Here is a 13,945-nt window from a genome sequence, read left to right as displayed (position 1 = left end):
GTTACTGATCTACTAATTGACCTGATTTTTGTTGCTCAATTATTTTATTGATAAGGTTAATGTCCTCATCCTCTTTAGAAGACTGAAATTGAGCTGCGAGCTCTGCAACATGAGCAGATGGATCTAGTTGAAAGCTCGTGACACCTGTATGAATTATAGGATTGGGGTACTTTGACACCTCATTATCACTCCTATAATCAACAATTATCTTTAAGTTCAACTGTCTTAGATATTCTAAACCATCTTCTGTTGCATTGTGAATATGATCAGAACGATATAACACCCCCCATTTTACTCTCTTACCGTTATTAGCTTTATAACCACCCATATCTCTAAAATTATTCATTCCAGACACTGGTAAAGTTCTTTCAGCAACTTTGTACTCGCCTGACTTGGATTTAATCAGGAAATACGGTCTTTTATCTAACTCTAGCAGAATTTTAAATTTGTTATCATCAGTTTTCTTTAGAAACTTAATTGGCTCACCGTCTGAGCTACTTAACAGAAATACTTCGACTTCTTCATTTTCAGAATCACTTTCTCTAATAAAAGTGTAGATATTCTTCTGTAACTGTTTCACTTCAAACTCTTTAGCCATAATCTAACCTAACACTTTCAAATAGGTCAAGAGGATAGAAATAACCATAATTCCAAAGATCAACAGTGGAGCATGTTTGCCATTTGTTTTCTTCAAAATTTTATAGATAACAAAAGTTAACAGAATGCTAAACAGCCCAGGCATAACTTTGTCAAACATTTCTTGGAAGAGGATAACGTTGTCACCAGTCTTAATTTCAGAGACAACATTTACTTTAACGACAGAAGCAATAAGTCCTCCGATAACCATAAGACCGACAACATTCGCAATATTTGATAAACGTTGCAGTATATTGCCACCTACTCCTTCAATCATTTCTACACCTTTAGCGTGGCCTAAGTGGATACCATAATATTTAGACGCAATGTTTACAAAGTTATAGAGTAAGAACATTACAATCGGACCGAGGACACTGCCATTTAATGCTAGAGCTGCACCAATACTTCCGCAAATTGGTAACCAAGTGAATTTCAATACACTATCACCAATACCTGCGAGTGGTCCCATTAGGCCAGTTTTGATACCAATTACAGTATCCTTCTGATCTTCAGTTGTCGTTTCTTCCACGGCAGCTGCAATTCCAAGAATCAAGGCATCTGAGTTAACATGACTGTTAAAGAATTCAAGATGGCGCTTCATAGCTTTCACACGCAACTCTTTTGGCTTATCCTTGTACAAACGCTCAAGAACGGGTGTGAAACTTGACAAGAAACCAATAGCTTGCATTGATTGGAAGTTATTAGTTACGTTTAGTAATTGCATTCTCCAGAATACTTTGTTTAAATCTTGCTTTGTAATTTTGTTACTCATAGATCATAGTCCTCCTCATCATTATCAATTTGTCCGACAACTTCTTTAACTTGAGCTTTTTGAGTTGCCAAGTCGTAAATCAAAGCAATCGGTAAAGCGATTAGAGTGATTGGTAAAACTGAAAGCTGCAGATAAACTGCTAGAGCAAAACCAGCGATTAGGAATGTCCAAAGCTCAGCTTTTTTCAACATCATCAGCATCAAGAGACCAATACCCACAGCAGGAATAATCTTACCTGCTACTGAAAGACCTGACATGATTTCTTTTGGAAGTGCAGCAACAACTTGGTCTACTACACCAGCACCGAGATATACAGCAATGAAAGTTGGAACTGCACGAATAAGGAAGGCAATTACTATCGGAATATAGTTAATACGATAAACTTTACTAAAGTCACCAGTCTCTGCGATTTTTTCAGCGATTGGATTCAAATAAACAATACTTGAACGATATAGTACGAGTAATTGTTGAGCTAATAGAGAAGCTGGAACCGCAACTGCTACAGCAGTCGCAACACCACCTGATGCAAGACCTAATGCCGTCCCGATTGCAGTACCTGAAATGATGTCAGGTGCTGAATAAGCTCCAACGTTACCGATACCCATCCACATAACTTCTAGTGAAGCACCAATGAGTAATGATGTTTGTACATCTCCCATTATCAAGCCGATAACGGGAGCAATCAGCAAGGGACGTCTCAACATTTGAGTACCAATATCATCAATTGCACATAGACCAGCCCACGCTGCAATTAGTAATGCCTGGATCATGAAATGACCTCCTCTAATTTAATTCTTTCGTCGTTTGGAACCATCTGAATTGTTACTTCCACTGAGTTTTCCAATAATTTCTTGAATGCTTCCTTCTCGGAAGGTGTAACAGCAACTGACTTAGTTAGCTTCTCCCTACCTTCTTGGAACCGCATTCCACCCACATTAAGAGAAGGAATTGGAACACCAGCTTCGTAAGCTCTTAATACATCTTCACTAGTCGTAAATAGTAGCATTGTTCGTCTAGTAATTTTGTTTGTTTTGATAATTTCACCAAATTTTTCAACAGGAAATGCTTTTACAGAAATTCCTTGTGGAGCTGCCATAGTCAAAATACTTTTTTGAGTTTTGTCTCCAGCAACTTTATCATTCAAAACAATAATTTGCTCAATCTTATGCATATTAACCCAGGTCGTAACTACTTGACCGTGAATTAAGCGATCATCTATCCTACTAAAGACTATAGTCATCTTCTTCTCCTTCTTCAATTAAATCTTGTTTAGTCCTGACACTAAATCCTTGGTCATAAGCTGTCTTTAATACAGCAGCTAATGATTCAATTTGCTGTCCACGATTCATCAGAACTTCTAAAAGCATGGGTAGATTCAACCCTGAGACAACTACTACTTTTTCCTGAGATAAAAGTTGTGATGCTAAATTTATTGGAGTTCCTCCGATAATATCCGTAAGAACAACCAGTCCTTTAGTTGTATCCAACGTGGAAATCTTTTGAAGCATCTCTTCTTTTAGAACCTCGACATCGTCAACTGTATATACTCCTAATGTCTCAAAGTTGGTCTGCTTACCTACAATCAACTCTGCACTATCAATTGCAGCCTTCGCAAAATTACCATGAGACATTAGTAGTAGTGCAATACTGTCTGACATATTATCCTCCTGCTTTATTTTAATTAAATAAAAACTTTGTTTTTATAAGTTAATTATAAAGGGAATGATATGCGGTTTCAATGAAAGGATTTTCACTTTATAAAGTGAAATTTTTTGGAAAAAAGAAGCAATTAGCCACTAGACTAACTGCCACTATTTCATTCAGAAAATCTCTCAATTAACTCTTGTCCTAATATATTTTCAAAATCTAAATCAGTAACAAAATCATGCCAATTACTTCTACTTCCCTGACTGAAGGTCTCTTTAAAATTCTCAAACCATGGATACATCTGGCCAAGATTAGTATCCTCAATAACTGTTTCTACAGGAAGCACACCCCCAAGGTAGGCTAATAGACGAGAAACCTCTGGAGAATATAGCCAATTTAAAAAGTTCAAGCAGTGAGTGACCTGAGCGGAGTATCTACTAATGCCAATAGAACCACCCCCGGTCATCGCTTGTTTGCCTGGTACACTAGCAATATCAAATTGGTAGGTAACATCATGTTTTTCAGATCCTGAGAACAGTGGTGAGATATAGTTTGAAAAGACTATTTCCATTGCGGTATGACCTAGACGTAAATGTCTAACATGATCTTCCCACCATAAATCTAGTTTACCGTTAGTAAATGTCACGCTATTTTTGTAGTCTTTAAATGCCTCATTGATAACAGATAAGTCCATATTATTTTTTAATAACTTTTCTCTATATCTTGGCATAAAGTCACATGTTGCAACGATAGGGGTCTTGACTGCTAATGTATGGCCGAAATCCGTCTGCGAATCTTTGTTGAAAGACTTACTAAAGAAAGACGACACGCGATCAAACTCTTCAAAAGTTTTTGGCACATCCAATTGTTTTTTGAACTTCTCGTAAAACTGCCGCTGGAGCAACGTATTATCAAATAGATCTTTCCGATAAACTAAGACTTGGCTGGAGATATCGAATGGGAAAGTGTATTGCCTATCGGACTGATAGCTATACTCTAAGGCAATATCAGACATCAACTTACTGTTGATTAACTGAGCGATCTCCTGATTTGTCACCTCCCGAAAAATTGTTTCGGCAAAATTTGGTAACCAGGCCATGTCTACACGGATTAAATCAACTCGATTCAAAAATTCTCGATTTGATAAGTTGGCAAGCAATTCTTGATAGGTGAATTCTTCAATCTGAATAGTAATGCCTGTCAGGGTCTTGTATTTTTCCACAAGTACCTTAATGGCATTTGACATGGGTGATTCAACGATTGCAAGAGTTAAGGTTAAAGCAACTTTATGACAAATTTCCTCATTATTGCTCTCAATACCTTTAAGCTCAATAAGAGAATACTCATTAGTCTCCAGAGCAGTTAGTACCCGCTTTGCAACTAATTTATAATCTAATTTCAAATAAGAGGTATTATGCTGCCCGATGATATCACGGCAACCTAAAACTAAAATATGAGGCCTATTTGTTTTCCCAAACCAATCAAATAAATCGTTTAGTTCCTTAGCAACCTTCCTATCAGAGACAACTAAGGTGTCATTAGCCGTTAAATGAGACAATTTTGAGTACGTCATCACAAAATTGTTATTGTCAGAATCTGTCAACAATCGTACTCTGAAATCTGACTTAAGCAACGTTCGATGCAGATTCTCAAAGAGAGAAAAACCTGCATAGGGACTGATGAGTGTAACAATCCCATTGGAACGAGCTTCTAAAAAATTTAACACAAATGCTTGGATACGATCACTATCAAAGTTAATGCCAGCATAGTTCTCGGTATCAACGAGAAGGAGTTTAGTTCCTTGTTTCTCCAAGTCTGTCACACGTGTCGGTTCAAGTCCAACACAAACCACAGCAAGGGGTAACAGAGAACTAATCTTTAAAATCCGTTCATCTAAATCAATCTGATTTTTGAAATAAACTAATTCAATATCATAATCATCAGTATCAAAGGTCACTAGAAAATCAATGAGGTCTGTGTAATGAAAACGACCAAAATACGGAATAAAAACACAGACTTTTTTTGACAATCCTTTTCTCAAGACCTGAGCTTGGGAATTTAATTGGTACCCCAGACGCTTTGCCGCCTCTTCTACTAACTTAATTTTTGAAGCTCGAACATTTCCTCGTTTATTTAAGACATTTGATGCTGTACCATGTGACACTCCAGCCTCACGAGCGATATCTTTAATAGTAACCATAACTTAGCCTCTTAATTTAAAAAACCATCCAAATACTCTAAAAATAATGATATATCTGTTACCTGATAAGTATTGATTCCTTGATTTCGGGCAGCCTCAAGATTCTTCTCTAGATCATCAAAGAAATAAGTGTGGCTGGGTTCAAGCTCGAAAGTCGTCAATAAAGTCTGGTAAATCTCAGGCTCTGGTTTGGATTGCTTAACCTCATAAGATAAAATTTTACCATCCAAAATTGATGCGAGTTCTGGTGCTCGTTCTTCCATACACGGATAAAATAATTGAGAAGTATTGGAAAGAATGTATAGCTGATGTCCATGTTGCTTTAATGAAGCCATTTTTTTAACAACATCATCATAGAATCTGACATAACGATACCAATACCACATGATTTGATGAACTTCTTCCTCAAATTCATGTAGTAAGTCCTCATTAACTTTATGCTCAACTTCCTCCACAGTATAAATCCCAGCATCCATCTCTTCCCATAAGCCCGAACCAAAAATAGCAGTATCTACTCGACAACGTGATTCATCATCAGGTAATAAAGTCTTCAAAAATACTTCCTTGTCCCACTCAATAATCACATTTCCAAAATCAAAGACTAAATTCATTCCACACCTCTTTTTTCACTTTACCGCAATATTATTTCACTTACTATTCTACCAAAATACACTGAATTTTCGTAGTCACTTTATAAAAATAAGGTGCTGTCTAGACAACACCTTATTTCAATTCCTCTAAATAGATCACACCTGGTATTCTAGATAAATCTTCCATCAATTTTAAATGATCAAACGATTCATTAAGTTTCAAGGACAGGTAGCAGGAAACTTGACTGGCTTCTTCTTGATATACCCCTTTTTTCTTATCGCTATGACTAAGCCCATTTTGCATATCCAGGATTTTAATATCAGAGAGGCTTAAAAAGATAAGAAGACGATTAAAGCCCTCTAACGAGTTAAAAATAATATGGAAATCTGCAATTTTAGATCTACTATTTAAGTAATCTTTTAGGGGAGCAAATAGGGTCATAATACCTATTAGAGCAACAGTTGATATAAGAGCACCTGAGTAGAAACCAATACCAGTAGCTAGTCCAACAACGGCAGAAGCCCATAGACCTGCTGCCGTTGTTAGACCACGAATTTTCTGGTTGTCTGTTACTAAAATTGTTCCAGCACCTAGAAATCCTAAGCCACTAATAACTTGTGCACCCATTCGTGTGGGGTCGCCTGAGCCATGTTTAAGGACGATGTATTGGTTGGTCATCATCACCATAGCTGAAGCTAAACACACAAGAATGTAGGTACGAATTCCAGCCGCCTGGTTTTTAACGCCTCGTTCAAATCCTATAATTCCACCTAGAACAACTGATAAAGTTACCCTAAGTAAAATCGTAGGTAGGGTCAAATCTCCTAACTCACCCATTAACGTTTCGTTCCCTTTTGAGTTCTGAAACGATGGCTAAGATAAAGGGCAGAGGCTGACATGATCATCAAGATAACTGAATAAACAAACATCATAGCGATTGCATTGACGGTAGCTGTCTCATCAGTTGCAGATTTAATGATAACACCAAGTGGTCTAAAGAGAGGATGGTAGAGGAATACCGATAAATCATAATCCGATAATAGTGAGTTAAAGTTTAGTACCATAACAGAGAGCACAACTGGTATAATAAACGGAATGATAACCTTTACCATCGTGTAGAAGCTAGATGCTCCCATACTGCGAGCGGCTTCTTCCATATCACTGTCAATACTAAAGAATACTGCTCGAATCATCCGATATGAAAACGGAAGTTTTTGGATAATGTAAGCAATTAGCATCATACCTAAGGTACCAATGAGAACTTGATTAAATACAATCAACCGAGGCTCGTTAAAGGTAAACATCAGACCGAGAGCAATTAGGGTGCTCGGTAAAATCCAAGGGATTAAAGCACCGTACTCAAAAAATTTATCTAACTTATAAGTGTTCTTATGAACAATTCTTGAAATAACAATTGCAATTACAGTAGCTACAAAGGCTGCTAATGCCGCATAAAGCAAACTTACAAGATAAGGTTTAAAGAACTCCGCGTTAAAGAACAGCTCTTGATAGTTTGCCAAAGTGAAGCTAGATAAGCTCAAGTTACCAGTTTTAATGGTCAATGCATCCGTGAAGGAATATAGGACAACTAGGGTAATTGGTAGCATATAAATCACAAATAGCACGTAGGCAACAATGTGAGCAATGGCATTCCAAACTGGAGATGTGATAACTTGTTTTTTCAGACCAGCTTTTGTTTTTGACACAGAGACATAGTTACCGCCTTTTTCTACCTTGTTAAGCAAGGTTAACAGTAAGATTGTTGCCAAGCCCAACATAATGGCTAGGAAGGCTGCAAGGTCACGTGAGCCATTTGATTTTGCAAAACTGATAATTAAGGGGTTAATCGTTTGAAACTCTTTACCACCTACGATAAGTGGGGCAGAAACTGCTGACAAACCAGTTAAGAAGGTCAAAATGGTTAAGGCAAACAAAGTCGGTTTGAATGTCGGCAGCACCACTTTGAAGAATACGGTCATTGGTTTCGCACCCATGTTTCGAGATGCTTCAATCGTATGGTAATCTACACTACGTACAGCATTCGTCAAGAACATGATATGGTTTGAGGTACAAGCGAAAGTCATAATAAACAAAACTGCTCCGAAACCATGAAACCAATCTGGATTCATACTAGGAAATACAGACAGCAACAACTTGGTAATCAGTCCATTACTGCCATAAACAAATTTATAGCCAGTAGCGAGAACGATACCTCCGTAAATCAAAGAAGACATATACCCAAGCTTGAGAACTTTGGCTCCCTTGATATCCCAATACTCTGTCAAGAGAACGACGAGAGTACCAACTAGGTTAACAGTTACTACCATAGAGATGGCTAATTTAAAACTGTTAGCAATACTGTTTAGGGCCCGTTCTGAACTCATAATCTTATCCAAAGCACGCAAGGAGAACTCACCATCTTTGAAAAAGACATTTGTCAGAAGTCCGATATTTGGATATATGATGAAGGCTACCAGCAACCATAGAACACCTATCCGTAGTATCCAGTCTTTCCATTTAATATCTTTGAGCATACTACTTACCTCCGTATTGCATAATATCTTTCGGATTGATAAATAGGGTCACGACATCATCGATAACATGGCTTGAATGCCCATCATTCTTTTCAATGATATTAACTTGTTGTCCATTATCCAATACAACAGTGTACTTAATGAAGACACCATTGAATTCCAAATCAATAATCTTCCCTTGGATAGACAAATCACTTTCTGATTGTCTTTCCAATTTAACACGTTCTAAGCGGACATAGCCACTTGTTGGTTCAAAAATTGGCAACCCATTAGCAAGTAGAGCCAAGGTTTGCTCTGACAGATGGTTGATGTCTCCAATGAAATCACATACAAATTCTGTCTTAGACTGATTGTAAATCTCATACGGAGTACCAACTTGCTCAATAAAGCCATTATTAAAGACGGCAATACGATCAGATAATGTTAAGGCTTCTTCTTGGTCGTGAGTGACATAGAGCGTCGTGATGCCTAATTCCTTCTGAAGTCGCTTCAACTCCAAACGCAGATCAACACGCAATTTAGCATCCAAGTTTGACAGGGGTTCGTCCAAACATAAAATCTTAGGTTCTAAAACCAAAGCCCTTGCTAAAGCAACACGTTGTTGCTGTCCACCAGAGAGTTCTGAAATATTACGCTTCAGTTGCTCATCAGAAATTTTGATTTTCTTAGCAACCTCATGAACCTTGGCTTTAATGATTTCGGGAGAAATCTTCTTAACTTTCAGACCAAATGCAATATTATCATAAACTGTCATTGTAGGGAACAAGGCATAACTTTGGAAAACAATACCAATCTCACGTTTTTCTGGATCTAAATTCGTGATGTCCTTACCATTAACATGAATGGTACCCTTAGAGGGGTTGATGAAGCCCACTAAGGTACGCAAGGTTGTTGATTTACCACAACCACTTGGTCCGAGAAATGTAAAGAACTCCCCTTCCTTGATTTCTAAATTCAAATTGTCAATCGCAATAAAGTCTGCATATTTGATTTGTATATCGTTAAAGGTAATCATATACACCTCTCCTCACTTCTAAATGTTACTATTCTACGAATTCAAGCTCAGCTTTTTCAACCCATGAGTTAATGTTCTCACCGATGAACTCCCAATCCAATTCTTGAGGTTTAACGCTTCTTGCAAAGTCTTTAATTTCAGCTTTAGCACCTTCAAGGGCTGTCTTGTTAGCAGGGATTGAACCAAACTCATCGCTCCATGCTTTTTGAACTTCTGCACTACCAAACCAGTTGATAAACTCTTTAACAAGTGCTTCTTTCTTGTTAGTTGACAAAATACCAACTTGCTCAGTGACGTAAGGAACACCTACTTTAGGGCTCATAACTTGGAATTTATAGCCACGTTCAGCTTCGTTTTGAAGAACGCCTGAACCCCACATCATGCTGTAGTTCAATGGGTTGCTATCATCGATAAGAGCAGAGATATAATCTTCACCCTGTGCGTAAGTATGTGCGTTTTGAATGTACTTCTTAGCTACTTCCCAACCTTTGTCAGAGATACCCAAATCACCTTTTTCGTCAGCATAGCGGCTAACGATACTTGCGAAGATATTTTTAGAAGTACCTGTGTTCAAGCCAGAGATACCATAAGCACCTTTATAGGTGTCTTTGGTCAAATCTGTCCAGTCACTTGGCATATCAGCTTTTGCATTACCAATCAGTACCAATGGTTGAACAACAATTGGGTGGTAGTAGCCGTCAGCATCACCAAGTGTAGCATCTACTTCATTTGCCCACTCTGGACTGTATTTAACAAGAAGTTTTTCATCTTTGATACGGTTGAACTCCAAGTTGTTCAAACCAAATACCATATCAGCAATCGCATTGTTTTTCTCTGCAATCAAGCGGTCAGCCAATTCACCACCAGAGATGTCGACGTAAGAAATTTTAAAGCCTTTTTCAGCAGCTTTTTCTTTGAGCCAATCACCACGACCATCCGTTGTTGAGTTAGAATAGATGACAATCTATTGTGAGTAATCAATTTCAGCTGGAGCACTTTCTTTAGCTGGCTCAGCTGATTTAGATGTGCCACAAGCAGTCAACAAGAGTGCTGCGCTAGCGAACATGCAAAGCTTTTTAAAGTGTTTCATGAGAATTTCCCCTATTTAATATTTTTTTGTAGTTATTTTCAATTAAGCAAGAATATAATAAGTATGGCCAATCTGTTTGAATAATATCAAAACCCAGTTCAGCTAATTTGATCCAAGAATATCCATTGTTAAACAGAGCTACTTCATCATCAATTCTTGCAGCCAGTACAATCGTGTCATTTAGACGAAGAGCATTTACCCAGGTAAGAATGCCTTTATTACGAAGTCGTTGCATAGTAGCAGGGCTAATCAATTCTGAATCTAAATCTTCAAAAATCAGTTCTACTGCAACTAAGTTAATACCTCCAAAGTTAAGCACTAACTCCAGTTCTTCAACCGTTTTGACAATCGGCATAAACATAACATCTAATTCAGAATCTCGCAATTGCTCCAGTAACTCTCTTTTTGCTGGCGCTTTAAGCAGGACTTGATTTAATGACTTATATGTTTTAAGTTTATCAAGGAATGTATTCCAATAGAACCAACTACGATCAATGTTGATCAAGCTCTTCCCTTCCAGATTGGCAAGAACTTCTTCAATAGTCTCTAGCCTTTGATCTACTGGTTCAGCAAGTGAGTTGAAACAAGGTAGACCTTTAATTTGTTCTGAAGGCAAGAGACGGAGATCAATATTCATATCAAAGACCAATTTTTCTTGACCATCATGGAAAGCGAAGAATTCACCATCAATTGAACGGACAACGTCAACTTCGACCATATCACCTTTATGACGAATGGCATTCAGGTAAGCTTTGGTCGTGTTTTGAATGACGTTACCGCCGTTAGTACCGCGGTGAACCGCAATCAGCACCCCCCTTTCTTCTCGATATTTCTGTAAAAGATTCATCTGACTTCCTCCTTTATTTGTTTACAAGATTATTGTAAGCGATTTTTTGGAACGTGTCAAGTTTTTTATAAATTTTTTTTCTATTGATAATGCTTCTAAAAAAATATCAAATTCAATATATCTGATTCTCAAATACTTCATATAATTTAAAACTCTCCGTAGCGATTAATAATACTTTTAACAAGTTGTCTCTATTCAATTTTGTCTAAAGGGGTTTAAAACATTTGTCAAATATATTGTAACTTTACTAGAATTAGTTGTTTTATTTATAAGATATCCAAATAATCATTTTGGGCTAAATTGCTTTTTCCGCGACTATTATTCGCTCTATCAAAATTCTTGACAAACTTCTCCACACGTCTCACTTCATATTCATAATCATCTATTAATTTACCCAGTTCTTCTTGACATTGTTTTACCTCATGCTCTACCTGTCCAAGTGCAATAGCTGCGGTCAGATTCATCTTGATTCATCTTGGCATAATCAAACCGGGCTAGTCTGCGGTTTTCTGGATCTGCGTTATCAAGATTGAGTAGCACTTCCGCAACCTTGTTAAGGTAAGCAAGTTTATCCTGATAATCCGTAATCATCAACTCCAGTTGAGCAATGTCTTGGAGTATCTCGTCCTTGATTTCCTGGTAAGATTTGTTGTCAATATCCAGTTCAATCAAAAGATTAAGCTCTGCGATTTTTTCTTTGAGGGTATCAAGGGTTGGTCGCCTGCGCTTAGGGATATGCTTGCTGTCGTGTGAGAGTTGACGAATCAGGTCTCGGCCTCTCATATACTTATTGAGCTGGGCATTGTCTTTGTGATAGATAAAAAATTGGGCGGTCTCACGAATAAAGACATGGTAGCTTTGCCCTGCGTCTGTTTCCTTAATATCCAGATTACGGTTTGGTATAAAGACCAAGCCGTCTTTTTTAATACCATAATTAATTCTGATAAAGAGACCGCCCTTGACCAACTTATCAATCTGGTGCTCCGCTAAAACAACTTCAAACTCCTGAACCTGGTCTCGTGTTTCTTTGAAATCCGTATAGGATGGCCAAAGTTCTTCGCTAGGCAGCCTATCTTTGTTTTTCTCTTCCTCGTACTTTTCAAAATCTGACACAAGAGTTTCCAAGCTAACGTCTGGGAGCTCTTTCTCTTTAGAAAAATAGTCTTCAAAAAACTGGACATCGTAAAGACACTTGGCACTCAGCTTCTCATTTTTTATGGCTATGCTCCTGCCATTATCTGATAAGGTAAAGACAACGTGTTTCTGTTTGAGAGAAATAGTTAGGTTCAGCTGCTCTGCCATTTTAACTAAATGCTCTAGGCTTTGAGCTTTGGGCAAAAGAAATTCCAAGCGTTCTTCAATGGCTCGTTTGGCAAAATGCTCTCGGAAATAGTCCTCGGTGTAAGGCTGTCGCTTATCCAGCTGATGGCCGCGAATGACCTGCTTCATGTCTCGGTCGGTCATGAAAAATCTGGCGTGCTTGCGAGAGAAATCCATCTCCACGTTGAGAGCGGGAGCCTTGGCCAAAAAATCCTCAAAGCTCCTGCTATTTTCCATGAGAAAGTAAAGTCGCTGCTTGAGTTCGAACTTATTGTTGGTTCTACGATAGGTCTCAAACTTCTCATGAGAGTAACGATTAGGGGTGATGATTTTTGCTCCAGCTTCTTTGGTAATGCGGTCAGAAATCAGACGAAGGTTTCTCTCCTGACCATAATCCCATTTGAGCTTTTTATCAGAATTCATATCAACAGAGTTTATCAAAATGTGGTTGTGAATATGGTCCTTATCAACGTGTGTCGCAACAATGAAACGAAAACTCTCACCCGTTAACTCTCTAATGGTCTCATAGCCAATGCGGTTAATCTCTTCAGGTGTGAGCTTGTCATCAGGGGAAAAGGATTGAATCAGGTGGTGGGCATGGATTTTCGTTTGCTTGACCTGTTGCCGATCATTCCTGGAATCGTAGAGTCTATCGTTGTTGACAAAGTTGGCATGATACATTTCCACCAATTCTTCATAGCTAGGAAAGTCCAGGTGGTTACTCATGCCAAAATCAGAGACCAAGTTCAGCTTCTTCGTCTTTTCTGAATTGAGAATGTACTTGATAAGGCTCTTACGATACTTCTTCCCGTGTGTGGCATAATGCTTAGTCACTACCATAGAAGGCCCTCAACTGTTGACACTTGATGTCAAAATCCTTTTCGACTTCCTTGATGAGCTGGCTAATGCCCTGACAAAGATTAGCTCGATCAGTCGGTGTTAAGATATGGGGCTGGTTGACTGTCCGTGCAATTTGATTAATGTTATTCCCAATCCGTTTCAACTCAAAGATTAGCTCCTGGTAATTGGTCGTATCAATAGTCAGAAAAGTCATGTTAGGATTTAAGAGAACTCTCCTGGCGTACTGAGAGAAATTTTTACATCGACTTTGAGCAATGCGATCATTAAGGTTAGTCAACTCCTGGTCCGTCAGAAATACTTTTTTGAGATTGGTGCGGTAACGATTCTCCATGCCTAACCTCCCATGTACTTGCCACGGAAGTCTTGACTAAGGGGAACAGACTTATCTAGCTCTGCCATTATGTACCTTTGTCAATGATGTGAGACCCAAAA

General features: G+C 38.2%; 12 protein-coding genes and 2 pseudogenes. All 14 read right to left on the bottom strand.

Features of this window, described 5'->3' with window-relative positions; genetic code table 11:
• Position 1: 1 nt before the first annotated feature.
• Positions 2–598, bottom strand: a complete 597-nt coding sequence (locus ACMZ6Z_RS07985) for a tyrosine-protein phosphatase (protein WP_416132036.1) — start codon at positions 596–598, stop codon at positions 2–4.
• 3 nt (positions 599–601) lie between these two features.
• Positions 602–1,408 carry a PTS system mannose/fructose/sorbose family transporter subunit IID gene (locus ACMZ6Z_RS07980; protein WP_416132035.1) on the bottom strand — a complete coding sequence of 269 codons (807 nt, stop codon included), beginning with the start codon at positions 1,406–1,408 and terminating at the stop codon, positions 602–604.
• Positions 1,405–2,178 carry a PTS mannose/fructose/sorbose/N-acetylgalactosamine transporter subunit IIC gene (locus ACMZ6Z_RS07975; RefSeq protein WP_416132034.1) on the bottom strand — a complete coding sequence of 258 codons (774 nt, stop codon included), beginning with the start codon at positions 2,176–2,178 and terminating at the stop codon, positions 1,405–1,407. Before ACMZ6Z_RS07975 ends, ACMZ6Z_RS07980 begins: the two co-directional genes overlap by 4 nt.
• Positions 2,175–2,648: a PTS system mannose/fructose/N-acetylgalactosamine-transporter subunit IIB gene (locus ACMZ6Z_RS07970; RefSeq protein ID WP_416132033.1), complete on the bottom strand. Its 474-nt coding sequence runs from the start codon at positions 2,646–2,648 to the stop codon at positions 2,175–2,177. The genes ACMZ6Z_RS07975 and ACMZ6Z_RS07970 overlap by 4 nt, the downstream gene beginning before the upstream one ends.
• Entirely contained in the window at positions 2,632–3,066 is a 435-nt protein-coding gene (locus tag ACMZ6Z_RS07965) for a PTS sugar transporter subunit IIA (protein WP_416132032.1), read from the bottom strand. Before ACMZ6Z_RS07965 ends, ACMZ6Z_RS07970 begins: the two co-directional genes overlap by 17 nt.
• Before the next feature lie 158 nt (positions 3,067–3,224).
• On the bottom strand, positions 3,225–5,255 hold the full coding sequence (locus ACMZ6Z_RS07960; RefSeq protein WP_416132031.1) for an extracellular solute-binding protein: 2,031 nt from the start codon (positions 5,253–5,255) through the stop codon (positions 3,225–3,227).
• An 11-nt stretch (positions 5,256–5,266) separates the two neighbouring features.
• Positions 5,267–5,866: an HAD family hydrolase gene (locus tag ACMZ6Z_RS07955; RefSeq protein ID WP_416132030.1), complete on the bottom strand. Its 600-nt coding sequence runs from the start codon at positions 5,864–5,866 to the stop codon at positions 5,267–5,269.
• A gap of 112 nt (positions 5,867–5,978) precedes the next feature.
• Positions 5,979–6,683 carry an MgtC/SapB family protein gene (locus ACMZ6Z_RS07950; RefSeq protein ID WP_416132029.1) on the bottom strand — a complete coding sequence of 235 codons (705 nt, stop codon included), beginning with the start codon at positions 6,681–6,683 and terminating at the stop codon, positions 5,979–5,981.
• The gene (locus ACMZ6Z_RS07945; RefSeq protein WP_416132028.1) at positions 6,683–8,380 is read right to left on the bottom strand and encodes an ABC transporter permease; all 1,698 of its coding nucleotides are present in this window, start codon (positions 8,378–8,380) and stop codon (positions 6,683–6,685) included. The genes ACMZ6Z_RS07950 and ACMZ6Z_RS07945 overlap by 1 nt, the downstream gene beginning before the upstream one ends.
• A 1-nt stretch (position 8,381) precedes the next feature.
• On the bottom strand, positions 8,382–9,395 hold the full coding sequence (locus ACMZ6Z_RS07940; RefSeq protein WP_373659408.1) for an ABC transporter ATP-binding protein: 1,014 nt from the start codon (positions 9,393–9,395) through the stop codon (positions 8,382–8,384).
• A 28-nt stretch (positions 9,396–9,423) separates the two neighbouring features.
• Positions 9,424–10,485: pseudogene (locus ACMZ6Z_RS07935) on the bottom strand (extracellular solute-binding protein).
• Positions 10,472–11,332 (bottom strand): glycerophosphodiester phosphodiesterase family protein, encoded by an 861-nt coding sequence (locus tag ACMZ6Z_RS07930; protein ID WP_416132027.1) that lies wholly within the window; start codon positions 11,330–11,332, stop codon positions 10,472–10,474. Before ACMZ6Z_RS07930 ends, ACMZ6Z_RS07935 begins: the two are co-directional and overlap by 14 nt.
• Positions 11,333–11,598: 266 nt before the next feature.
• A pseudogene (locus tag ACMZ6Z_RS07925) lies at positions 11,599–13,492 on the bottom strand (SAG1250 family conjugative relaxase).
• On the bottom strand, positions 13,479–13,844 hold the full coding sequence (locus tag ACMZ6Z_RS07920) for a MobC family plasmid mobilization relaxosome protein (protein WP_416132026.1): 366 nt from the start codon (positions 13,842–13,844) through the stop codon (positions 13,479–13,481). Before ACMZ6Z_RS07920 ends, ACMZ6Z_RS07925 begins: the two are co-directional and overlap by 14 nt.
• Positions 13,845–13,945: the final 101 nt, after the last annotated feature.

It is taken from the genome of Streptococcus pluranimalium, assembly GCF_047785705.1.
In the GTDB taxonomy this organism is placed as follows: Bacteria; Bacillota; Bacilli; order Lactobacillales; family Streptococcaceae; genus Streptococcus; species Streptococcus pluranimalium_A.
The sequence above is the reverse complement of the archived record's forward strand: the minus strand, read 5'-3'. Positions and strand labels throughout refer to the sequence as shown.

Coding starts and splice junctions, on each gene's coding strand:
- ACMZ6Z_RS07970 (WP_416132033.1), bottom strand. CDS start 2,648: ATGACTATAGTCTTTAGTAGGATAGATGATCGCTTAATTCACGGTCAA.
- ACMZ6Z_RS07955 (WP_416132030.1), bottom strand. CDS start 5,866: ATGAATTTAGTCTTTGATTTTGGAAATGTGATTATTGAGTGGGACAAG.
- ACMZ6Z_RS07930 (WP_416132027.1), bottom strand. CDS start 11,332: ATGAATCTTTTACAGAAATATCGAGAAGAAAGGGGGGTGCTGATTGCG.
- ACMZ6Z_RS07980 (WP_416132035.1), bottom strand. CDS start 1,408: ATGAGTAACAAAATTACAAAGCAAGATTTAAACAAAGTATTCTGGAGA.
- ACMZ6Z_RS07975 (WP_416132034.1), bottom strand. CDS start 2,178: ATGATCCAGGCATTACTAATTGCAGCGTGGGCTGGTCTATGTGCAATT.
- ACMZ6Z_RS07960 (WP_416132031.1), bottom strand. CDS start 5,255: ATGGTTACTATTAAAGATATCGCTCGTGAGGCTGGAGTGTCACATGGT.
- ACMZ6Z_RS07940 (WP_373659408.1), bottom strand. CDS start 9,395: ATGATTACCTTTAACGATATACAAATCAAATATGCAGACTTTATTGCG.
- ACMZ6Z_RS07950 (WP_416132029.1), bottom strand. CDS start 6,683: ATGGGTGAGTTAGGAGATTTGACCCTACCTACGATTTTACTTAGGGTA.
- ACMZ6Z_RS07945 (WP_416132028.1), bottom strand. CDS start 8,380: ATGCTCAAAGATATTAAATGGAAAGACTGGATACTACGGATAGGTGTT.
- ACMZ6Z_RS07920 (WP_416132026.1), bottom strand. CDS start 13,844: ATGGAGAATCGTTACCGCACCAATCTCAAAAAAGTATTTCTGACGGAC.
- ACMZ6Z_RS07985 (WP_416132036.1), bottom strand. CDS start 598: ATGGCTAAAGAGTTTGAAGTGAAACAGTTACAGAAGAATATCTACACT.
- ACMZ6Z_RS07965 (WP_416132032.1), bottom strand. CDS start 3,066: ATGTCAGACAGTATTGCACTACTACTAATGTCTCATGGTAATTTTGCG.